The organism is Glycomyces tenuis DSM 44171 (assembly GCF_000427885.1).
Lineage (GTDB): Bacteria > Actinomycetota > Actinomycetes > Mycobacteriales > Micromonosporaceae > Glycomyces > Glycomyces tenuis.
This window is the reverse complement of sequence record NZ_ATYW01000005.1, coordinates 240,697-262,016: the sequence shown is the minus strand read 5'-3', so window position 1 is coordinate 262,016 and position 21,320 is coordinate 240,697. Positions and strand designations below refer to the sequence as shown.

Here is a 21,320-nt window from a genome sequence, read left to right as displayed (position 1 = left end):
AGTCACCTGACGGCCATATCGCACACTTGCCACTGCGGATCGGAGTCCTCGGCGACGAGCGTGAAAGTCCAGGTGACGGCCTCGCCGCCGGTGCTGAGCTCGGCGGTGACGGTGGCCTTGCCCACGCTGCGGCCGGTCTCGGTGACGTTCGACCAGTCCACGCCGGTCCGGTCGTTGATCGCCGCGAGTTCGGCGGTGGCCTCGCTGAGGTCGCGGTCGGCCTTGTCGGCGCACATCCATTCGCGTGCGCCCGGTGCGTCGTGGTCGTCGAGCAGTGCGCCGAGGAACTCCTCTACGGAGTGTTCGGGCGTGTCGGAGATTTCGGCGACGCCGGTGCCGGCGAACAGGTTCGTTCCGACCACGGCGACGGTGCCGGCGAAGGCGGCGGCCGCCGCGATGGTCAGGTAGGTCCACATGCGGCCGGTCCGGGCCGGCTCCTCGGGCGCCCGTTTCGCGTGGCCGGTCCGGTCCGGCCGGTCGCGTTCGGGGGCGGGTTCGCCGCGGTCCTCGTCGGGACCGGTGGCGCCGGCTCCCCTGTTCTCGGGCCGCTGGGCGACCGTGCTGTCATGCCGCTGGGCGGCGGTGTCTGGCGACACGGGTACTCCCTATGAGTGATTCACTGTTGGGGAGGCGACGCACTCTGAGCGTAGCGGTGCGACGTCGTCGAATCAAGACGCCGTACTGTGGGGCGCATGGATAAATGGGAGTACGCCACCGCACCGCTGCTGATCCACAACACCAAGCAGATCCTCGACATGTGGGGCGAGGACGGATGGGAGCTCGTCACGGTGCTGCCCGGTCAGAATTCGGAGCAGCTCGTGGCCTACTTCAAGCGCAAGCGGGAGCAGTAGATGGCCGGTGTCAGGGCGGCGCTCGAGCGCCTGGGCCTGACGCTGCCCGCCGTGGTGCCGCCGGTGGCGGCCTACCAGCCGGCGGTCAGGTCGGGCGATTACGTGTACGTCTCGGGTCAGCTGCCGATGGTCGAGGGCGAGTTGGCGGGGACCGGGAAGGTCGGCGGGGAGGTCGACGCCGAGCGGGCGTACGAGTTGGCGCGCATCTGCGCGTTGAACGGGCTCGCCGCGATCGCTTCGATCGCGGACTTGGAGGAGGTCGCGGGGATCGTGAAGCTCGCCGGTTTCGTCGCGTCCGCGCCCGGTTTCACCGGTCAGCCGGCGGTCGTCAACGGCGCCAGCGATCTGCTGGGTGAGGTGTTCGGGGAGGCCGGTCGGCACGCCCGCAGTGCCGTGGGCGTCTCGGAGCTGCCGCTGGGCGCGCCGGTGGAGGTCGAGCTCATCGCGGCGATGGCGCCGAGCGCGAAGGTGCGCCTGGTGTGATGGCGCAGTGTGGTGAGCGCCGTGTCATGCGGTTCGTGTGACGCGGGCCCGGCCGTCGGCTGGCGGCCGGGCCCGCGTTTTTCATCCGATCGGGGGAACGACTCGGGCTTCGACTTCGCCGAGGGCGATGGCGGTGCCGCGCGGTCCCGGCGCGGTCGCGGTGATCTTGACGATGTCGCCGTTGTGGAGCCGCCATCGCGGCGACGGGGCCTCCCCGCAGCCGAACAGCATGCCCGAGCGCAGGACCGAGCCGTTCGCGGTCAGTTGCGCGAGCTGCTGGGCGGGTGTCCAGTAGGAGTCGCCGAAGTCGGCGCCGGCCACTGACACGCCGTTCACTTCGATGTTCAACCGCAGGTCGAAGCCGTACCGGTCGGATTCCTTGAGGTAGGGCGGGATGTTCATGTCCTGTGCGGGCGCGGCGGTGCGGGCGGCGCCGAGCGCGTCGATGGGGGTGACCCAGGCGCTCATCGATGTGGCGAACGATTTGGACGTGAACGGGCCGAGCGCGTCGGTTTCGAGTTCGGCGAAGTCGCGGGCGGTCCAGTCGTTGAGCAGCACGGCGCCGAACACGTGCCGGTCGAAGGCGTCGGGGGTGACGGGGCGGCCGATCTCCGATTCGGAGCCGACGATGAAGCCGACTTCGGCCTCGATGTCGAGCGCGCCGGTGGGCCCGAAGACGATCTCGCCGCGTTCGTCGCGGCGGTGCCCGGTGGGCCGCACGAGGTCCATGCCGGAGGGGATGACGGTGGAGGCCCGTCCGTTCGAGCCGCGCGGCTGGGTGCGGGTGCCGGGGGCGTGCGAGGTGAAGTCGACGAAGTCGGTCACGAGCAGCGGTGCGTGCATTCTGGTGTCGGCGAGGGGGGTCAGCCACAGGCTCGCGGCGTCTTCCAGGCTCGGTTCGGTGAGCGCCTCCTGCACTTGGGCGCGCACTTTGGTCCACACGTCGCGGCCGAGGGTGAGCAGCCGGTTGAGCGCGGGTTCGCGCAGCGCGGTGCATGAGGCGCAGGTCTGGCAGTCGCCGGCGAGGACGGCTTTGTGCAGGTCGAGGACCTGGTCGGCGATGCGGACTCCGATGCGCGGCGTGGGTTCGTCGGCGGTCGAGAAGACCCCGTAGGGGAGATTGTGGACGTTGTACGGGCTCTGGTCGGCCCCGGGGACCCAGCTGTTCACGTTGTTCCTCCATCGTCGGTGCGCTTGCGGAGGATTAACGATCGCGGCCCGGCGAAGTCACTCGGCGCGTCGGTGCCGGCGCAGAACTGTGAACCAGCCCACCCAGGCGCCGATGGCGATGACGGCGAAGAACAGTCGGGCGCCGGTGTCGATGCCGGTGCCCAGCACCGCGGGGACGGCGAAGGCGACGGCGAGTCCGAGCAGGATCGACCGGCCGAGGGCGCCGCGGAAGAGGCCGGGGCCGTAGATCTTGGAGCGCCAGGTCGGGTCGTCGGGGTCGGCGTCGACGTAGTTCTGGACCCGGCGTCGCGCCTCGGGCGGCAGCCGCTGCCCGGGGGAGATGTCGGCCTCGGGGTCGAGGTCGACGGCGGCCTGCCGGGAGCGGCGGGCCAGGTCGTTCATGTCGAGGCTTTCGGCGACGGCGGCGAGCGTGAGGTGGGTGCGGGGCTGGTCGGGGGCGAGGTTGACGGCGTTCCAGGCGGCGTCGAGGGCGGGTTGGGCGGCGCCGGCGCGGCGGGTGATGAGCGCGTAGTGCACGTGGTGGATCCACGAGTCGCGGTCGAGGTCGAGCAGGCTCGCGGCGGCTTGGAGGGCCTCTTCGCGGCGTTCGGCGTCGGCGAGGGCGTAGCCGCGGACGATCATGGCGCGGCGGTGTTGGGGCTGGTGGGCGAGCGCGGCGCCGGCGAAGACGAGCGCTTCGTCGGGGTCGCGCTCGGCGAGGGCGACGACGCCGGCCATGGCGTTGGCGTCGGGATCGAGCGGGTCGAGGCGCAGCGCGGCGTCGACCTCGGTCCGCGCGTCGGTGATGTGGTCGAGGTCGTACAGGAGCTCGGCGCTCTTGAGATGCTCGGCGACGGTGCGCCGTTTGGGGTCGTCGTCCATGGGTTTCACTCTCGAATGGGAGTCAGAGCTGGTACAGCAACGCTACCGCGGTCGCGGCCAGGCCTTCGCCGCGTCCGGTGAAGCCCAGGCCGTCGGTGGTGGTCGCCGAGAGTCTGACGGGGGCGCCGACGGCGGCCTCGATGGCGGTCTCGGCCTCGGCGCGGCGGGGGGCGATCTTGGGGTGGGCGCCGATGATCTGCACGGAGACGTTGCCGATGCGCCATCCGGCTTCGTGGACGCGGCGCGCGGTCTCGCCGAGGAGGGCGGCGCCGGAGGCGCCGGCCCATTCGGGCCGGGTGGTGCCGAAGTTGGCGCCCAGGTCGCCGAGACCGGCGGCCGAGAGCAGCGCGTCGCACACGGCGTGCGCGGCGGCGTCGCCGTCGGAGTGCCCGGCCAGGCCGGGCGTGTCCGGCCATTCGAGGCATGCCAGGAGGCAGGGACGCTCGCTGTCGAAGCGGTGCACGTCGGTGCCGTGCCCGACGACCACGGGCGGGAATTCGAGATTCACTCGTGTGGAGTTCGTTGATCGAGCCGGAGGCTACTGGACGGGAGCCTCCGAGAGGAGGACTTTGTCGAGGACGTTCTCTGCTTCGTCCTTGACGCAGTCCTCAGCCAGCGCGATCTCTCCGACGAGGATCTCGCGGGCCTTGGAGAGCATGCGCTTCTCGCCGGCCGACAGGCCGCGCTCACGGTCCCTGCGCCACAGGTCGCGCACGACCTCGGCGATCTTCAGCGGGGAGCCGGAGGCGAGCTTCTCGACATTGGCCTTGTAACGTCGCGACCAGTTGGTGGGTTCCTCGGTGTGAGGGGCCCGCAGCACGTTGAAGACCTCGTTGAGGCCTTCCGCGCCGACGACTTCCCGGACGCCGACGAGTTCGACGTTCTTGGCTGGAACCTTGACCGTGAGGTCACCCTGCTCGACTCGCAGTACGAGGTATTCCTGTTCAATACCGCCGATGACGCGAGTTTCAACAGCTTCAACGAGTGCGGCCCCGTGGTGGGGGTAGACAACGGTCTCGCCGACACTAAAACCCATAGGATCGAAACCCCTTTCGCTGTGTCTAGCCTAACACGTCATCGGGGTTTCCCCCGACAGCGGATCGCCATAAACGCCCTGGTCAATTGGTATGTGACTGACTACTCTACGGCACCTTGGGGACCGGGAGCCGACAAGCCTGCGACAAATGAGGCCTGCGTCGCTCACTTGGACGGAGCGGCATTCGACGGCATTCGAGGCCGAGTCGAGTCTTTTTCATCGGCGCGGCGAGCCGCCTGTGAGACCCACTCCTCGGCCCGCGGCAGGTTGGGACAGCGCCCGTCGGCCCGTCGTCTAGGCTGTCGGCAGCATGCGTGTAGGACTCAGGGAGGACCACCAGTGGCCAGGGGAATCAGCACGGCGACCATCGCTCGTCGCGCGGCGGCGCTCGCGATCGCGGCGGCCGCTGCGACCGGGCTGTCGGCCTGCGGCGCGGGTCAGGTGACCCAGACCGACACCAAGCAGACGGCGATCGCCGGCGTCAACACCGACGAGGGCGAGCTGTCCCTGCGCGACCTCCAGGTCGAGTACTCCGCCGAGGGCTACGAGGCGGGCGGCACCGCGCCGCTGCGGCTGTGGATCGCCAACAACGGCGACGAGCCGGTCAGCCTGGTCGGGATCGAGACCGACGCGGCCGAGGGCGTCACCCTCGTCGATGGCGGCGAGCCCGGCGTCGACGTCGAGGAGACCACCGAGGCGCCCGAGAGCGAGGCGACCTCCGAGGCGCCCACCGGCGGCGAGGAGACCACCGACGGCGCGACCGAGGAGACCACCGAGCAGTCCACCGACGAGGCGACGGACGGCGCCACCGAGCAGGCGACCGACGAGGCCACCGAAGGCGCCACCGAGGAGCCGGCGGCCGAGCCCACCGAAGCGGAGTCCCCCGCGCTCGGCTTCGAGCCGATCGAGATCACCCCCGGCGGCTTCGTCCGCCTCGACCAGGGCGTCGAAGACGGCGACCACCTCGTGCTCGAAGGGCTCGCCGAGCCGCTCATGCCCGGCGAGAACATCACCGTGACCTTCGTGTTCTCGAACGGCCAGGAGTTCCCGGTCGAGATCCCGGTGACCCAGCCGCAGGTCGGCGACGAGGACGACCGCACGTACATGGAGCACCCCGGACCCGCCCACTAGGCCCGGTCCACCGAGGCCGCGGCCGACCGCGCCCGACTTCCACGGCTCCGCTCCCGCCCGGGGGCGGAGCCGCCTCGCTTCCTTCGGCTACTTCGCGAACGGCCAGCGCCGCTCGACGGTCTCGGCGCGGCCCCGGCGCTGGAAGTAGGCCTCCAGCGAGGCCGCGTCCTCGGCGTGCCAGCGCACCTGCGCCCGGTGGAGCTCCGCCGGCTCCATGCCGCCGACCTCGGGGAAGCGGGCGCCGATGACCCGCGCCAGCGCCACCGTCGCCGCCGCGTCCCCCGCCGCCGAGTGCGCCTCGTCGAGGGCCACGCCGTAGTGCGCGCAGCTCGCCCCGAGGGTGCGCTTGCCCTTGCGGAAGCGGTCCACCCGCTTGTCGAGCACCGCCGGGTCCACCACCGCCATCCGCTCCCAGTCCGGCGCGTCGATCCCGTGCCGTTCGAGCTCGAACGCCAGCATCGTGAAGTCGAACCCGGCCCGGAACGCCACCACCGGCGTGCCCGCGTCGATCGCCGCGGCCAGGCTCGAGGCGATCTCGGCCAGCGCCTTCGCGGGCGGCTCCCCGTCGGCCTTGACCCGCTCGTCGGTGATGCCGTGGACGCGCGAGGCGCCCGGCGGGATCGGGATGCCCGGGTCGATCAGCCACGTCTCGCCCATCCACGCCGGCGGCGGCTCGCCGGGCCCGGCCGGGGCGACGGTCACCAACGCGGCCTGCACGATCCGGTCGGCGGCGCAGACGACGCCCGTGGTCTCCGTGTCGAAGCCCAAAAGCGGACCTTCATACCAATGCACGCTCATGGCGCCACCTTAACCGCCGGGTGTGACAAGGCCCCGATACGATCGCTGGCGTGCGTTTAAGCGCGCAAATCCCTTCTTATGCCCATAAGCGATCCCCTGGAGGAGCATTGGACTTTCTCGATCCCGTCATCGACGCCATACAGTCGTGGGCGGACGGACTCAACGAGGACTACGGCGAGGGCGTCGGCAAGGTCAGCGAATTCGTGTGGGGCCCATGGCTGCTCATCCCGCTGCTGGTCCTCGTCGGCGTCTACCTGACGACCCTGCTCGCGGGCATCCAGTTCCGCCGCCTCGGCTACGGCCTGTGGCTGGCGCTGTTCAAACGCCACGAGAACCGCGACTCGGACGGCGACATCAGCCACTACCAGGCCCTGTCGGTGGCCCTGGCCGCCACCGTCGGCGTCGGCAACATCGGCGGCGTCGGCGCCGCCATCGCCCTGGGCGGGCCCGGCGCCCTGTTCTGGATGTGGGTGACCGGCCTGGTCGGCATGGCCACCAAGTACTCCGAGGCGGTCCTCGGCGTCAAGTTCCGGCAGACCAACCGCAAGGGCCAGAAGACCGGCGGCCCGCAGTGGTACCTCTCGGAGGGCATCAAGGGCCCGCTCGGGAAGGTCCTCGCGATCGCCTTCGCGATCTTCGCCGTCGTCGCCAGCTTCGGCATCGGCAACGCCGTCCAGGCCGGCAACGTCGCCGGGGCCGTCCAGGCCCAGCTGCCCGAGGACACCTTCTGGACGCCCGCGTGGACCGGCGTGACCATCCTCGTCCTGGTCGGCCTGGTCATCCTCGGCGGCATCAAGTGGCTCGGGCGCGTCGCCTCGGCGCTGGTGCCGTTCATGATCGTCTTCTACATCGCCGGTTCGCTGGCGGTCCTGGTGCTCAACGTCGACGCGATCGGCGGTGCCTTCGCCGACATCTTCGAACAGGCGTTCAGCGGCGGCGCGGCGGTCGGCGGCTTCACCGGTGCGGCGATCCTGACCGTCATCCGCGCCGGCGTCTCCCGCGGCCTGTTCTCCAACGAGTCCGGCCTGGGCACCGGCGGCATCGCCGCCGCCGCGGCGAAGACCGACCAGCCGGTGCGCCAGGGGCTGGTGTCGATGACGCAGACGTTCATCGACACGCTCATCGTCGTCACCCTCACCGGCCTGGTCATCGTCGTCAGCGGCGTGTTCGGCACGACCCACGTCGTCGACGGCGAGGAGCAGCTGCTCGGCGACGCCGCGCTCACCAGGCTGGCGTTCGAGACCGGCCTCGGCGGCGTCGACACCACCGGCGGCACCATCGGCGGCCTCATCGTCACCGTCGCGATCGCGACGTTCGCGTTCTCCACGCTCATCGGCTGGTCCTACTACGGCGAGAAGTGCCTCGAGCGCTTCCGCGGCGACTGGCTGATCCTGCCGTACCGGATCGTGTTCATCCTGGTCGCCTACCTCGGCGCGGTCACCAGCCTCGACCTGCTGTGGGCCTTCTCGGACATCGCCAACGGCCTGATGGCGCTGCCGAACCTCATCGGACTGGTGATCCTCTCGCCGCTGGTCTACCGCGAGACCAAGCGGTTCTTCGACCGGCCCGACTGGCGGATGCTGCCCACGGACGCCGCCCTCGACGAGAAGGGAGGCGCCCCCGAGCCGGCGGGCGGGCCCAAGTCGGATTAGACCGCTGTCGGACACCGCGCATAGCATGGTGGCCATGTCTGAGACCCGGCCCGGCGCAGCGACATTGGAGGCGGTCCTCGAACGCGTCACGTACGCCAACGAGGAGACCGGCTACACCATCGCCCGCGCCTCGGCCGCCGGGTCGGGCTCGGACCTGCTCACCATCGTCGGTCCGCTGCTCGGTGCCCAGGTCGGGGAGAGCCTCGACCTGACCGGGCGGTGGACCAGCCACCCCAAGTACGGCCGCCAGTTCGAGGTCTGGTCCTATCGGACGGTCCTGCCCGCCACCGTCCAGGGCATCGAGCGCTACCTCGGCTCGGGGCTGATCAAGGGCATCGGCCCCAAGACCGCCGAGAAGATCGTCGCGCACTTCGGCGCCGAGACCCTCGATGTCATCGACGCCGACCCCGGGCGGCTCATCGAGGTGCCCGGCCTGGGGCCCAAGCGCACCAAGTCGATCGCGGCGGCCTGGGAGGAGCAGCGGGCCATCAAGGAGGTCATGGTGTTCCTCCAGTCCGTCGACGTCTCCACCTCACTGGCCGTGCGGATCTACAAGCAGTACGGGGACGCCTCGATCGGCGTGGTCAAGAACGAGCCGTACCGGCTGGCGAACGAGGTGTGGGGGATCGGCTTCAAGACCGCCGACGCCGTCGCCCGCGCCGTCGGCATCGCCCACGACGCGCCCGAGCGGATCAAGGCCGCGCTCCAGTACACGCTCTCGGAGGCCGGCGACGCCGGGCACTGCTTCCTGCCCGCGCCGAACCTCGTGGCCGACACGGTCGAGCTGCTCGGTTTGGAGCCCGGGCCGGTCGCCCAGGCGCTCGAGGCGCTCGCCGCCGACGGCGAGCGCGTCATCGCCGAGGAGGTCCCCGTCGGGGACTCGACGGTGCCGGCCCGCTACCTCGCGCCGTTCTACCACGCCGAACGCGGCCTGGCCGCCGGGCTGCTCGGCCTGCTGCGCGCCGAAGGGGACCGGCTGGGCGTCTTCGCCGGCGTCGACTGGGACAGGGCCTTCGCGTGGCTGCGGCGCAGGAGGGACGCCGAGCTCGCGCCCGAGCAGGCCCAGGCGGTGCGCCTGGCGCTGACCGAGAAGGTCGCGGTCCTCACCGGCGGGCCCGGCTGCGGCAAGAGCTTCACCGTCTCGGCGATCGTCGACCTCGCCCGCGCCAAGGGCGCCAAGGTCATGCTCGCCGCCCCCACCGGCCGGGCCGCGAAGCGCCTCGCCGAGCTCACCGGCTTCGAGGCCACCACGCTGCACCGGATGCTCGAACTGCGGCCCGGCGGCGACGCCGCCTACGACCGCGACAAGCCGCTGGACGTCGACCTCCTCGTCGTCGACGAATCATCCATGTTGGACACGATTTTGGCGAACAAGCTCGTCAAGGCCATCCCCGAGGGGGCGCACCTGCTGCTCGTCGGCGACGTCGACCAGCTGCCGAGCGTCGGCGCCGGGGAGGTCCTGCGCGACGTCCTCGCCGCCCCGGCCGTCCCGCGCGTGCGCCTGACGCGGATCTTCCGCCAGGCGGCCGAATCCGGGGTGGTCGCGAACGCCCACCGCGTCAACGGCGGCGAGTTCCCCGCGCTGGAGGGCTACGACGACTTCTTCTACTTCGCGTGCGACGACAACGAGCTCGTCGCCGACCGCGTCGTCGACATCGTGGCCCGCCGCATCCCCGCCAGGTTCGGGCTGCACCCGGTGCGGGACGTCCAGGTGCTCGCCCCCATGCACCGCGGCGGGCCCGGCGCCGGGAACCTCAACCTCCGCTTGCAGGAGGCCCTCACACCCGGCCGCGAAGGCATGCCCGAACGCCGCTACGGCGGGCGCGTCTACCGCGTCGGCGACAAGGTCATCCAGATCCGCAACAACTACGAGAAGGGCAGGAGCGGCGTCTTCAACGGCACCGTCGGCGTCGTCGAGGCCCTCGACCTCGAGGCGCAGACGCTGCGGGTGCGCACCGACGAGGACGAGGAGGTCGACTACGACTTCGCCGAGCTCGACGAGCTCGTCCACGCCTACGCGATCACCGTGCACCGCTCCCAGGGCAGCGAATACCCGGCGGTGGTGGTCCCGGTGACCACGAGCGCGTGGACCATGTTGCAGCGCAACCTGATCTACACGGCCATCACGAGGGCGAAACGGCTCGTGGTGCTCGTCGGCTCGAAGAAGGCCCTCGCGGTGGCCGTGCGCACCGCCGGCACCGGCAAGCGCCACACGGGCCTGACGCACCGCCTCGCGGCTTGAGCGCTAGATCTCCGTGATGCGCGCGGCGGCGCCGGCCGCCGTGAGCCTGCGGTGGGCCTCGCTCGCCGTGCCGTGGTCGACCCCGGACAGGAGCGTCGACGGCACGCCGTCGGCCAGCTGCTTCGCGGGGAGGAGCCCGAGCCCGGTGACGGCCCGGATCTCCTTGACGACGCGGACCTCCGCGCCGCCGACCCCGTCGAGCGTGAGCGTGTACCGGCCGGGCGTGCCGGGCTGCTCGACCACGGCGAGCGGGCTGCCGTCGGGGTTCTCGTACACGATCCGATTGCCCGAGCCGGTCCGCTTCGGCGCGCCCCGGCGCGCCATCACCGCGACGGCGGCTCCGAGGAGCACCGCGCCGCCGGCGAGCGTCGCGTACAGCGCGGGCGACACGCCGCTACCGGTAGTTGGTGAACTGGAGCGCGACGTCGAGGTCCTTGCCCTTGAGGAGCCGGATGACCTCTTGGAGGTCGTCGCGCTTCTTGCCGGTGACGCGGAGCTTGTCGCCCTGGATCTGCGGCTTGACGCCCTTGGGGCCCTCGTCGCGGATGATCTTGCCGATCTTCTTGGCGTGCTCCTGCGAGATCCCCTGCTGGAAGGCGACGTCGATCTTGGACTCCTTGCCCGACTGGCGCGGCTCGGAGGCCTCCATGGCCTTCAGCGAGATGCCGCGCTTGATCAGCTTCTCCTTGAGCACCTCGAGGGCGGCCTTGACGCGGTCCTCGGTCTCGGCGGACAGGACCGCGGCCTCCTCGCCGCTGCGTTCGACGCTGGCGCCGGTGCCGCGGAAGTCGAACCGGGTCGACAGCTCCCTCTGGGCCTGATTGACGGCGTTGTCGAGCTCGGCCAGGTCGATCTCGGAGACGATGTCGAACGAGGCGTCAGCCATGGAAACCAGTCCTTCCGGTCGGTAGGGGCGACGGGCGTCAAGCTTAGTCGGGCGCCGCGCCGCGCTCGCGGACCGGTCTCGGCCCGCCGCCGCGCGTCGCACTGCCACGCGCCCACCGGCGGAGGGCGAGTGAACGCGATCTCATCGGAGGAGAACCCGCTTGCGCACACCCACCCGCATGACGCTATCCTTGCTCTCGCCACACAGCACGGCAGGTTGCCCGAGCGGCCAAAGGGAGCTGACTGTAAATCAGCCGGCATTGCCTACGTAGGTTCGAATCCTACACCTGCCACCCGTGAAGAAACGGCCCGTGACCTGGGGAAACCCGGGCGCGGGCCGTGCTGCTGCCCGCTGCTAGGCGGCGAGCACCGGGGTGTGCGGCAGCCACGCCACGACCTGCCAGCCGCCGCCCGGCCGCGGCTCGGCCCGCAGCTGGCCGCCGACGGCCTCCACCCGCTCGCCGAGGCCCAGGAGCCCCATCCCGCCGCCGGACTCGGCCAGCCTCTTGCGCGCGGCCCGCCCGTCGTCGCGCACCGACACCTCCAGGCCCTGCGAGCCGGCCGCCGCCACCACGACCCGCACCTGCCTGGCGTCCTGGGCGTGCTTGCGGACGTTCGTCAGCGACTCGCGCACGATCCGGTGCGCCGTCGCCGCGATCTCCGGCTCGACCTTCCCCGCCAGTTCGGGGGAGATGAAGCAGGACGCGTCGGTGCCCTCCCGGCTGAACCGCTCCACCAGGTCCTCGATCTGCGCCAGGTCGCCCAGCGGGTTCACCCCGGCCCCGGCGTCCTCGGCGCGGAGCATCTTCACCATCCGCCGCATCGACGCCAGCGACGCCAGGCCCGCCTCCTCGATGTCGGCGAACGCCTTGCGCGGGTCGGTGTCGGTGACCTGCGCGGCCTGCGCGAGCACCACCATCCCGGTGACGTGGTGGGCCACGAAGTCGTGCATCTCCCGGGCCAGCTCCATGCGCTCGGCGCGCCTGACCTCCTCTTGCGTCTCGCGGCGCAGCCTGTCCAGGCCACGCAGGTAGGCGCCGAAGCCGATCACGGTCGACAGGGCCATCAGGTACATGAACGTCCCGCCGACGATCGAGCCCGGGTAGACGAAGAACCGCAGGCCGATCACGCCGATCGCCGCGCCGAGCACGAACGCGACCCATCGGCCCGGCGGCGCGTCCCAGGTGCGGATGGTGAACAGCATCAGCAGCAGCAGCGCGAAGCTCTCGGCCACGCCGATCCCGCGGTCGTAGTCCGTCCATGACGGCAGCGACGCCAGCGTTACCGCCAGGGAGGCGATCGCGGCCGCGGCGATCCACCGCTTGCGGCCGGGCCGGTAGTACACGTACACGCCGATCGCGAACATCGACGTCGCCGCCTGCGCCATGCCGAACGGCGAGAGGATCGGCAGATTCTCGAAGCCGATGCTCGACAGCGACTCGGCCAGCAGTGTCAGCCCCAGACCCGAGACGATGCCGATCTTGAGGGTGCGCATGCTCAGCCGGGTCATGCGGACACTCCAGCTGGGTTTCGAGCTCATGCCATCGAACCTAGCCCGGAAAAACGCCGCCTCCGCCGAACGGCCGACCCGCCCGGCCCGAAACCGGCCATCGAGCCGAAGGCGCGGCCCCGCCCGCGCGGCGACAGTGGTGGCATGAACGGATTCCTCGACGTCGGCATGGCCGTCAGCCTCGCCCTCAGCGCCGCGTTCCTCCTCTCCGGCGCCGTCCTCCCCTTCATCTCCATCGAGCGAAAGGACCACCGATGAGCGCGCCCATGCTCACCGCCCACGGTCTCCGCAAGCGCTACGGCACCGCCGTGGCCCTCGGCGGCGTCGACTTCGCCGTCGCCGGCGGCGAATCGGTGGCCGTGACCGGGCCGTCCGGCTCGGGCAAGTCGACCCTGCTGCACTGCCTGGCGGGGGTCATCCGCCCCGACGAGGGCGAGGTGCGGCTGTTCGGCGAGCGCGTCGACACGCTCTCCGAACGCGAACGCAGCCACCTGCGGCGCACCAGGTTCGCGTTCCTGTTCCAGTTCGGGCAGCTGCTGCCCGAACTGCCCGCCGAGGAGAACGTCGCGCTGCCGCTCATGCTCGGCGGCACGCCCCGCCGCAAGGCCCTCGGCCCCGCCCGCGACCGGCTCGCCCAGCTCGGCCTGGCCGGCAAGGAGGACCGCCGCCCCGGCGAGCTGTCCGGCGGCGAGGCGCAGCGCGTCGCGCTCGCCCGCGCCCTGGTCGTGAACCCCGCCGTCGTGTTCGCCGACGAGCCGACCGGCGCGCTCGACCGCGCCACCGGCGACCAGGTGATGGGCGTCCTGCTCGACACGGTGTCGCAGCTCGGCGCGGCCCTGGTCGTCGTCACCCACGACCCGCTCATCGCCGCCCGCTGCACCCGCACCATCGTGATCCACGACGGCCTGCTCCACGGCGGCGACCTGGCGGAGGCCCGCCGATGACCGAGCTCGCCTGGCGCCTGACCCGGCTCGGCGGGCGCGGCGCCGTGCTCAGCACCGGCCTGACCGCCCTGGCCGTCGCCGTGGCGACGCTGCTGCTCCAGTTCGCCGTCGCCGGGAACTTCGCGTTCGCCGAGCGCGCCGAGCGCACCGAATGGCGCGCCCCGGTGGCCGCCGAGGACGGCTCGGCGATGATCGCCACCGCCGTCGACTACCTGGGCGGCGACGCGATCGCCCGCGTCGACCTGGCGAAGCTCGACGAGAGCGCGCCCGCCCCGCCCGGCCTGGAGTCCTTCCCCGCTCCCGGCGAGGTCTGGGTCTCGCCGGCGCTGGCCGAGCTCCTCGAAGGCGTCCCCGACGAGGACTTCCTCGACCGCTACGAGGGGACGATCGCCGGGACCGTCGGCGACGAGGCCCTCGCCCACGGCGGCGAGCTGCTGGCCGTGGTCGGCCGCGAGGCCGACGACGCCGCCATGACCACCGAGCGGTCCGACGGCGACATGGTCTCGCCGACGGCGATCGACGGCTTCGACGAAGGCGCCCCCGGCTTCGTGTACGCCTTCTACCAGGTCCTCATGGTCCTGGCGACGATCCTGATGGCCGTGCCGGTGGCGGTCTTCGGCGCCGCAGCGGCCCGCCTGACCGTCGCCAGGCGCGACGAGCGGCTCGCGGCCCTGCGGCTCATGGGCGCCACCCCCGGGCAGGTGGTGCGGCTGACCTTGATCGAGACCGTGCTCGCGGCAGTGGCCGGGTCCGTCGCGGGCACGCTGCTGTGGACGGCGTCCACGCCGCTGGTCGCGCTCATCCCGATCGACGGCGGTTCCTGGTACGTCGCCGACCTGTGGGCCGGCGCGCCGTGGATGGCGGCCGTCGCGCTGACAGTGCCGCTCCTGGTGGCCGTATCGGCCGTCGTCGGCCTGCGGAGCGTCGTCATCAGCCCGCTCGGCGTCGCCAGGCGGGTGCGGCCCAAGGGGCTGCGGTCGATCCGTCTGGTGGTCTTCGCGTTGTGCGCCGTCGCGTTCATGGTCGGCACGCAGGTCGTCAGCGGCAGCGACATGATCGTCGTCGCGGTCCTGCTCGGTCTGCTCGCGGCCACCGTCGCGGCGGTGAACCTGGTGGGGCCGTGGATCGTGCAGAAGATGGGGAGGACGCTGGCGCGCACGGCCCGGGGCCCGGCCCGGATGCTGGCGGCCCGGCGGCTGAGCGAGGACCCCAAGGCGGCGTGGCGGGCCGTCGCGGGCGTGGCGATCGCCGGGTTCATTGCCGGGTCGGTGGCCCTGTTCCCGCTGGTGCAGAGCGACACCGAGCCGGAGGCGACCGAGACGGTCACGGCGACCGTCGCCGCCGAGGACGCCGACGAGCTCACCGCGCGGGCCGAGGCCGCCCTCGCGGGACTGGCCGAAGTGGAGCTCGTCGAGCGGGCCGACCCGCTCGACGAGTCCGAGACGATCGCCGAGGTGAGGGCCACGACGTCCGGTGACGAGGTCGAGCGCGTCAGGAGCGTCCTCACCGCGACCCTGGCGGGGGACCCGCCGCAGCGCGAGGTGGACGAGACGATCCTGTCGAACCGGCTCGTCGGCAGCATCCGCGTCGGCGTCACCGTCGTCCTGGCCGTCGTGTTCGCGACCGCGGCGGTCTCGGCGGGGATCTCCGCGATCGGCTCGGTCCTGGACCGGCGCAAGACCTATCGACTGCTGCACCTGTCGGGGACGCCGCAGCGGGTGCTGGACGCGGCCAGGCGCCAGGAGACGGTCCTGCCGCTGGCGCTCATCGGCGGATCCTCGGTGCTGGCCGGGATGCTGATCACCTCGCCGCTGATCGGTGCGATGGGACTGGACGTGAGCGGAGTGCTGATCCTCGCGGTCACGCTCGCGGTCGGCGCGGCGGCGGTCATCGGCGCCGGCGCGGCCTCGCGGCCGCTGCTGCGCTCGGTCATGGCCGACGTCAGCCCCCGGCCCGACTGAACGCGGGCCGCCGCCCGGCCGGGCGGCGGCCGTCGGTCGTCCGAAGTCGGTCGGAAACGGCTCGGGCCCCGGTGCCGGGACCGCGGTCCCCGCATCAGAGCCCGAGCCGGGATCGTCGCCGTGCGTCGCGATCAGCGGAACGCGGCGACGTTCCGATGCGCCCAACCGGTGAACGCGTTCGGCCGGCGGCCGGTCACCGTCTCGACATCGGGGCTGATGGTTCGCTCGGCGTCGTTCGGTTCGCCCAGGACCTGCAAGGTTCCCTCCACGACCTCCGCGGGCCAGAACCGCGTCAGCGCCTCGAACGCCTCGTGCTCGGTCTGCTCGATGAACCGGACCGGTTCGCCCAGCGCCTCGCCGATCGCCTTCGCCTGGTCCCGCGGGGTGACCAGGGCCGGGCCGGTCAGGGTGTAGGTCAGCCCGGCGTGTCCGTCCCCGAGCAGCGCCGCCGCCGCGACCGCTGCGATGTCGGCGGGATCGATCACCGGCAGCCCGACATCGCCGAACGGCGCGGTGATCGAACGGGAGGCGCGCACCGACTCGGCCCACAGCAGCGCGTTGGAGGCGAAACCGCCGGGCCGCAGGACGGTCCATTCCAGACCGGATTCGGTGACGGGGCGCTCCATCGGCTCCAGCCCCTCCTCGGGGCGGCTTCCGACACGTTGGGAGGAGACCAGCACGGCTTTCTCGATCCCGGCGGTCTTGGCGGCGTCGACGATCGCGGTGAGGTCGAACTGCGGGCCGGGGGCCATCAAGAACAGCTTGTCGGCGCCGTCGAAGGCCGGCTTGAGGCTCGCCGGGTCGGCGGGGTCGGCCCGGACCCAGGTGACGGCGGCGGTCGATTCGTGGTGGCTTCGAGACAGGGCGGTGACGGATTCGCCCGCGGCGCAGAGGGCTTCGACCAGCGGACGTCCGATGTTGCCGGTGGCTCCGGTGACGACGATCATGTTCGCTCCTTCCGGTTTTCGTGGTGGGACCAAAGGTAGGGACCGTGCTTACTTTCCGGAAGGACATACCTTGAAGTAAGCTCATGACGTGGCGGGAGGAAATCAGGTCACCGAATGGGGTCCGCCCGACGGCAGTGAGGTGTTTCACTCCAACTGCCCGGCGAGGCAAGTGCTCGATCATGTCACCAGCCGCTGGGGCGTGTGGGTGTTGATCGCGTTGCGCGAGAAAGCGCTGCGGTTCTTCGAACTGCGCGAGCGGATCGAGGGCATCAGCGAGAAGATGCTGTCGCAGACCCTGCGCAACCTCGTGCGCGACGGCCTGGTCTGGCGCGAGGTCGAGCCGACCGTCCCGCCGAAGGTCACCTATGGCCTGACGCCCCTGGGCGAGGGCACCGGCGAGCCGCTCGCGGCCATGTTCGAGTGGATCAGGGACAACGCGCACCAGATCCAGCAGACCCGGGCCGAATTCGACGGCCGCAACGACTGACTCGACAGCCGCACCACCTGGCGACCCGGTCACTGACTGGCTCGAACACCAAAGGACGCGTGCTGCCGGATCCGCTCGACGGGTTCGGTCCGCGGCGGATCGGCTTCGGATCCGAGTCGGCGGTGAAGACCCGGCCCGCCCCGAACCGGAACCGCCCCACCGACAAAGCACTTGCGATCGGCCGTGTCGCGCCGCCGCCCGCGTCCGCGAAGGGCGCTCAGTCGGATCTCCTCGGGGATGTCGGGAAACCGGCCCCGCTGTCGGCACCGCGAACCCATGAGGCGGGGCGCCCACCTCAGGGGCGCGCGGCGGCCATGGGGAGAACGGGCGGAGCGATTTGTGCGAACATTGGCGTGACGACCACATCCCTTGGAGTTGCGATGCCCGACGAGTCCAATGAGCGCGATGCGACCCGCGGCGAGTCCATCGAGCCGACCGGGCCCGTCGAGTACTCGAACTACTTCGACGACACCGAGATCCACAACTTCGTCCAGGCGCACCGCATCGAGATGGGCGCCCTGCGGCCCGCCAAGCCGCGCGAGGCCCCGCTCCCGCCGCCCCACTGGGTCGACCGCGAACAGGCCCTGGCCGAACTGCGGGACCACCTCGGCTCCGGCCGCCGCACTCCGATCGTGGTCACCGGTCCGGCGGGCGCGGGCAAGTCCTCCCTCGCGGCGATGCTCGCCGTCCTGCTCGAAGAGCGCTTCGCCGACGGCCAGCTCTACGTCGACCTCGGCCGCGACGACCCGCTGACCGCCATGCGCTCGGCGCTCGGCCGCCTCGGGGAACCCAAGGACCAGCTGAGCGACACCCTCACCGGCCTCACAGCGCAGTACCGCTCCGCGACCCGCGACAAGGCGCTGCTGGTCATCGTCGACGAGGCGCCCTCCCGGGAAGCGGGCCTCCTGTTCGAACCCGCTTCGCGCGCCGCCGGATTCATGGTCCTCGGGCAACGGTGGCCCCGCGACCTCGACGCGGTCGTCCACCACGTGCGCGACCTGGAGGCCGAGCACGCCGCGAAGCTGCTGGTGAACACCTGCCCGTGGCTGACCGCGGCGGAGGCCGAGGAGCATGTCGCCGGCCGCGAGTGGCGGCCGGAGCGGGTTCGCCATCTCGCGGGCCTGCTCAGCGCCCGCCACCGGTCCCGAGCCGGTTCGGAGCTCGGACGCGAGTCGGTCGCCGCGTATTCCACAGAAGACTTCATCGACGCCACCTACCGCGCGCTGAGCGAACCGGCCGCGTGGCTGTACCGCTTCCTGGCGGCGCTGCCCGGCGAGGAGTTCGACGGCGACATCCTGGCCGCGCTCAGCGCCGCGGACGACACGGCCTTCCAGGAACTGGTCGACGCGCAACTGGTGACCCGCGTCCGGCCCGACCGCTACCGCCTCGAAGGCGACGCGGGCCGTTCCGATCGGGTGCTGCCGGTGGACCTCACCGCGGCCCTCCAGGTGTCGCTGCGCTGGCATGTGAAGCGGGCGCAGCTCGCCGACCGGAAGGTCATGGGCGAGCAGCGGCTCCGCCTCGGGACGGTGCCCGCCGAGATCGACTGCCCCGCTTTCGAGTCCTCCGGCGCGGCGCTGGCGTGGCTCCACGACAACCACCGGACGCTCATCGGCTTCGTCCGCACCGCGGCGCTGCTCGGCCGCCGGGAGGAGTCGTGGGCGCTCGCGGAGGCGATGTGGGCCTTCTTCACGAACCTTTCCTATCCGGAAGCCGCCGAACGCTGCTACCGGGTGGCAGCCGAGTCCGCGGACGAACCGGCCGCCAAGGCCCGGATGCTGATATGCCTCGGCCGGACGCTGATCGACCTGCACGAAGACGACGAGTCCGAACGGGTCCTGTCCGAGGCGGTGAGCCTGGCGAACGCCGAGGGCGACCGGGCGCTGCTCGGATCCGCGACCGAACAGCTCGGATGGCTGTCCTACCGGCGCGGCCGCTTCCTCGAGGCCGAGGCCATGTACACCGCGGCCCTGGAGATCGCCGAGCAGGGCGGCCGCCGCCGCGCGCAGGCGCTCCAACTGAAGCTCCTGGGCCTGGTCTACCGCGACCTCGGCGAGCCGGATCGGGCGCGCCTGCGCTTTGCCAAGGCGCTGGCGATCTTCATGCAGATCCAGGATGCGCGCAACATCGTGATCGTGCGATTCGAACTCGCGGCGCTCGGAGCCGCCGCCGGTGAGCCGGGAGCCGTCGCCGACGCCGACACGGCCATCGGCTATCTGCGGGATCTCGGCCTGGAGCGTTCCGCCGGCGAAGCGCTGGAGCGGCTAGGCGGCATCCTCGGCGGTGATGAAGGCCGGACCAGGCTCGAAGCGGCGCTGGAGATATACGAGCGTCTCGGCAGCGGACAGGCCGGGAGCGTCCGAGCCCTGCTCGGCTAGGCGCTCGTAGACCGCCGAAGGGATCAGGTCGAGTTGCGCGGGCCGGGCGCCGACGCGCAGGACCGTGCCGTCGCGCACGGCGATCATGACCTCGCCGGCGCCGACGCGCGCACTCGCCACGGTGCACACCGGATGCGCTTCGAGCATGGCTCGCAGCGTCTGCCGCGCCATCGCCGGATCGACCGTCCCGCGGTGCCGCACCAGCACGTTCGCGGCCGAGCGGAGCCGTCCGTCGCGGCAGGTGACGTCCGCCGCCAGGTGGCCTTCGCCGGGTTCGGGAACCGAGGCCGGGCGCCGCTCCCATGCCGCGCCCGCGGTGGTCGGCCGCGTCCGGCAGCGCCATGCGCGGGTGTCGCGGTGCTCCGGGACCGGTGCCGGGAGCGGCAGCGGCTCGGGTTCGACGAGCTCGAGGGCGTCCAGTCCGATGAGGCGGTATACGGCCTCGGCGAGCAGGAACGGCGCGCCCGGTTCGGGTTCGGCGAGCGCGTCGGCGAAGTCGAAACCGACCGGTCCGGCCTCGATCGCCGCGCGGATCTGCGGGGCGGCGGGTGCGTTCGGCTCGAACCGCGGAGCGATCCGGCCGAACCGCGCCAGCGGCACGTCCGGCGGCATGCCCGCGAACCCGAAGGACGCCAGCAGGACCGGCACGCCCATCGCGGCGGCCGTGAACGTCACCGAGCCGTGGTCGCCGATGAGGCAGTCGGCGGCGAGGACGAGCGCCCTCCATCCTTCTTCGGGCGGAATCATGATCAGACCGTTGTCGACGTAGGGGCGCAGGGACTCGACCGGGTGCGGGGCCTCGCCCACCTCGTCGTTGGGGTGGGGGACGAACGCGAGCTTGAACTCGTCCATGGGCAGCTCGCCCAGGAGCTGCTCGGGGAGCGTCGTGGACTTGCGCGTCAGCGCCGACCGGTCCCATGAGGATGAGATGACGACGAGGCGCCGGTCCGGCCCGACGCCGAAGGCGCGGCGGTAGTCCTCGCGAAGGTGGGCGCTGCGGCGAAGGCGGTCGAGGCACAGGTCGCCGATGACTTCGGCGTTGCCCGTGGCTGTCGGGCAGTCGATCGCGAGGCGCTTGGCGGCGGCCGGGCCGGGCAGGGCCAGGAAGGACGGGACTTGGCCCTGCGGGCCGAGGATCTGCTCGGGGGAGAGGCCCGACACTCCGCTCAGCTCGGCGCGGAGGCGGTTGTGACCGGCGCCGTGCGGGAGGCTGAGGACCGGGGCGCCCGCCTCGTAGAGGCACGGGTCGGGGCTGGAGGTGACGATGAGGTTCGGACGCAGGACTTTCGCGGTGTCCCAGGGGTGGAGGTCGATGCCGACGCGGCGGGCGAAGACGGGCGCCCCCGGCTCGAAACGGGAGCCGGGGATGAGCGCGTAAGCGACGGCGATGCGGGGGTCGTGGGCGATGAGCGGCGCGACGTCGAAGTACAGGCGGGCGAGGGCCTGGGAGGTGCGGCCCGCGAGGATGAGGAGCCGTTCGCTCGGGCCGAGGGTGCTGGGGTGCTGGGGTGCTGGGGTGCTGGGGTGCTGGGGTGCTGGGGTGCTGGTGCTCATTCTACTGGAAAACGGCCCTGGATCGTTGGAACGCGACGGCGTGTCACGTCTCGATTTTAACGGGCGACTCAGCGTTGCCGCGGCGTCTGGATCCCCGGTGTTCCGGGCCCCGGGCGCTGCCCCGGGCCCGGCAGGGGCTATCCGCGGAGCGCCTCGGCCTGCGCGTGGATGGACTCGACGTTCGAGACGAGCCCGGCCAGGGCCTGCTGGAGCTGCTCGAGTCCCTGCTTGATCTGCTCGATCTCGCCGACCTTGTCCTCGCTGCCGAGGGACTGGAACTGGCCGGACAGTTCGTCGGCGCTGCTCATGGACGCGGCGACGCTCGTGTTCGCCTGCTCGATCGCCTCTTTGTTCGCGCCGATAGCGCTCGACAGCTCATCGATGTTGGCCATGGTGCAAGGCTCCGTTC

The 21,320-nt window shown here is 71.7% G+C and carries 21 protein-coding genes and 1 tRNA gene; 10 read left to right on the top strand and 12 right to left on the bottom strand.

Translation table 11 applies throughout. The features are described 5' to 3' along the window. Positions 1-2: 2 nt before the first annotated feature. Complete coding sequence (locus YWW_RS0110045; protein WP_026930016.1) at positions 3-596, bottom strand: hypothetical protein; 594 nt, start codon at positions 594-596, stop codon at positions 3-5. 96 nt (positions 597-692) lie between these two features. On the opposite strand from YWW_RS0110045, the gene sp36 reads away from it, so the two are divergent. Then, positions 693-851: a Sp36 family protein gene (sp36, locus tag YWW_RS36630; protein ID WP_169732258.1), complete on the top strand. Its 159-nt coding sequence runs from the start codon at positions 693-695 to the stop codon at positions 849-851. Next, positions 852-1,334 carry a RidA family protein gene (locus YWW_RS0110035; protein WP_026930015.1) on the top strand — a complete coding sequence of 161 codons (483 nt, stop codon included), beginning with the start codon at positions 852-854 and terminating at the stop codon, positions 1,332-1,334. Positions 1,335-1,415: 81 nt separating this feature from the next. Here YWW_RS0110035 and YWW_RS0110030 read toward each other — a convergent pair whose 3' ends face one another. From YWW_RS0110030 to YWW_RS0110015, 4 genes are read right to left on the bottom strand one after another with little or no spacing between them, the layout of a single operon-like run. Beyond that, on the bottom strand, positions 1,416-2,504 hold the full coding sequence (locus tag YWW_RS0110030; protein WP_026930014.1) for a fumarylacetoacetate hydrolase family protein: 1,089 nt from the start codon (positions 2,502-2,504) through the stop codon (positions 1,416-1,418). A 57-nt stretch (positions 2,505-2,561) separates the two neighbouring features. Beyond that, positions 2,562-3,386, bottom strand: coding sequence for a tetratricopeptide repeat protein (locus YWW_RS33965; protein WP_051325612.1), 825 nt, complete (start codon positions 3,384-3,386; stop codon positions 2,562-2,564). A gap of 22 nt (positions 3,387-3,408) precedes the next feature. Further along, positions 3,409-3,894, bottom strand: a complete 486-nt coding sequence (gene ispF, locus YWW_RS0110020; RefSeq protein WP_035696635.1) for a 2-C-methyl-D-erythritol 2,4-cyclodiphosphate synthase — start codon at positions 3,892-3,894, stop codon at positions 3,409-3,411. A gap of 30 nt (positions 3,895-3,924) precedes the next feature. Further along, positions 3,925-4,422, bottom strand: coding sequence for a CarD family transcriptional regulator (locus YWW_RS0110015; protein ID WP_026930012.1), 498 nt, complete (start codon positions 4,420-4,422; stop codon positions 3,925-3,927). A gap of 339 nt (positions 4,423-4,761) precedes the next feature. On the opposite strand from YWW_RS0110015, the gene YWW_RS36425 reads away from it, so the two are divergent. Continuing rightward, positions 4,762-5,553 carry a copper chaperone PCu(A)C gene (locus YWW_RS36425; RefSeq protein ID WP_026930011.1) on the top strand — a complete coding sequence of 264 codons (792 nt, stop codon included), beginning with the start codon at positions 4,762-4,764 and terminating at the stop codon, positions 5,551-5,553. 87 nt (positions 5,554-5,640) lie between these two features. Here the strand turns inward: YWW_RS36425 and YWW_RS0110005 are convergent, their stop codons facing one another. Then, complete coding sequence (locus YWW_RS0110005; RefSeq protein WP_026930010.1) at positions 5,641-6,351, bottom strand: exonuclease domain-containing protein; 711 nt, start codon at positions 6,349-6,351, stop codon at positions 5,641-5,643. Between the two features lie 137 nt (positions 6,352-6,488). Between YWW_RS0110005 and YWW_RS29485 the strand changes: the two genes are divergently transcribed. Next, the gene (locus tag YWW_RS29485; RefSeq protein ID WP_051325630.1) at positions 6,489-8,003 is read left to right on the top strand and encodes an alanine/glycine:cation symporter family protein; all 1,515 of its coding nucleotides are present in this window, start codon (positions 6,489-6,491) and stop codon (positions 8,001-8,003) included. 25 nt (positions 8,004-8,028) lie between these two features. After that, on the top strand, positions 8,029-10,245 hold the full coding sequence (gene recD2 / locus YWW_RS0109995) for an SF1B family DNA helicase RecD2 (protein ID WP_425402686.1): 2,217 nt from the start codon (positions 8,029-8,031) through the stop codon (positions 10,243-10,245). A gap of 3 nt (positions 10,246-10,248) precedes the next feature. Here the strand turns inward: recD2 and YWW_RS29480 are convergent, their stop codons facing one another. Together YWW_RS29480 and YWW_RS0109985 are read right to left on the bottom strand one after the other, a co-directional pair. Next, positions 10,249-10,635, bottom strand: a complete 387-nt coding sequence (locus YWW_RS29480) for a ribosomal protein L7/L12 (protein WP_051325611.1) — start codon at positions 10,633-10,635, stop codon at positions 10,249-10,251. 4 nt (positions 10,636-10,639) lie between these two features. Continuing rightward, on the bottom strand, positions 10,640-11,131 hold the full coding sequence (locus tag YWW_RS0109985) for a YajQ family cyclic di-GMP-binding protein (protein ID WP_026930008.1): 492 nt from the start codon (positions 11,129-11,131) through the stop codon (positions 10,640-10,642). Positions 11,132-11,341: 210 nt separating this feature from the next. Here YWW_RS0109985 and YWW_RS0109980 point away from each other — a divergent pair. Beyond that, positions 11,342-11,423: transfer RNA gene (locus YWW_RS0109980), tRNA-Tyr, on the top strand. 62 nt (positions 11,424-11,485) lie between these two features. Here the strand turns inward: YWW_RS0109980 and YWW_RS29475 are convergent. Then, positions 11,486-12,670: a sensor histidine kinase gene (locus tag YWW_RS29475; protein WP_081687328.1), complete on the bottom strand. Its 1,185-nt coding sequence runs from the start codon at positions 12,668-12,670 to the stop codon at positions 11,486-11,488. Positions 12,671-12,894: 224 nt separating this feature from the next. On the opposite strand from YWW_RS29475, the gene YWW_RS0109965 reads away from it, so the two are divergent. Next, entirely contained in the window at positions 12,895-13,584 is a 690-nt protein-coding gene (locus YWW_RS0109965; protein ID WP_026930007.1) for an ABC transporter ATP-binding protein, read from the top strand. Then, positions 13,581-15,545 (top strand): FtsX-like permease family protein, encoded by a 1,965-nt coding sequence (locus tag YWW_RS0109960; protein ID WP_026930006.1) that lies wholly within the window; start codon positions 13,581-13,583, stop codon positions 15,543-15,545. Before YWW_RS0109965 ends, YWW_RS0109960 begins: the two co-directional genes overlap by 4 nt. 131 nt (positions 15,546-15,676) lie before the next feature. Here YWW_RS0109960 and YWW_RS0109955 read toward each other — a convergent pair whose 3' ends face one another. Next, on the bottom strand, positions 15,677-16,492 hold the full coding sequence (locus YWW_RS0109955; RefSeq protein ID WP_026930005.1) for an NAD(P)H-binding protein: 816 nt from the start codon (positions 16,490-16,492) through the stop codon (positions 15,677-15,679). An 88-nt stretch (positions 16,493-16,580) separates the two neighbouring features. Between YWW_RS0109955 and YWW_RS29470 the strand changes: the two genes are divergently transcribed. Both YWW_RS29470 and YWW_RS0109945 read left to right on the top strand, forming a co-directional pair. Then, positions 16,581-16,979, top strand: coding sequence for a winged helix-turn-helix transcriptional regulator (locus YWW_RS29470; RefSeq protein WP_026930004.1), 399 nt, complete (start codon positions 16,581-16,583; stop codon positions 16,977-16,979). A 380-nt stretch (positions 16,980-17,359) separates the two neighbouring features. Further along, the gene (locus tag YWW_RS0109945; protein WP_026930003.1) at positions 17,360-19,357 is read left to right on the top strand and encodes a tetratricopeptide repeat protein; all 1,998 of its coding nucleotides are present in this window, start codon (positions 17,360-17,362) and stop codon (positions 19,355-19,357) included. Here the strand turns inward: YWW_RS0109945 and YWW_RS35835 are convergent. Both YWW_RS35835 and YWW_RS0109935 read right to left on the bottom strand, forming a co-directional pair. Further along, on the bottom strand, positions 19,244-20,911 hold the full coding sequence (locus tag YWW_RS35835) for a hypothetical protein (RefSeq protein WP_026930002.1): 1,668 nt from the start codon (positions 20,909-20,911) through the stop codon (positions 19,244-19,246). The genes YWW_RS0109945 and YWW_RS35835 overlap by 114 nt on opposite strands. 137 nt (positions 20,912-21,048) lie before the next feature. Next, a complete protein-coding gene (locus tag YWW_RS0109935; protein WP_026930001.1) occupies positions 21,049-21,303 on the bottom strand; it encodes a hypothetical protein in 255 nt (84 codons plus the stop codon). Positions 21,304-21,320 lie beyond the last annotated feature (17 nt).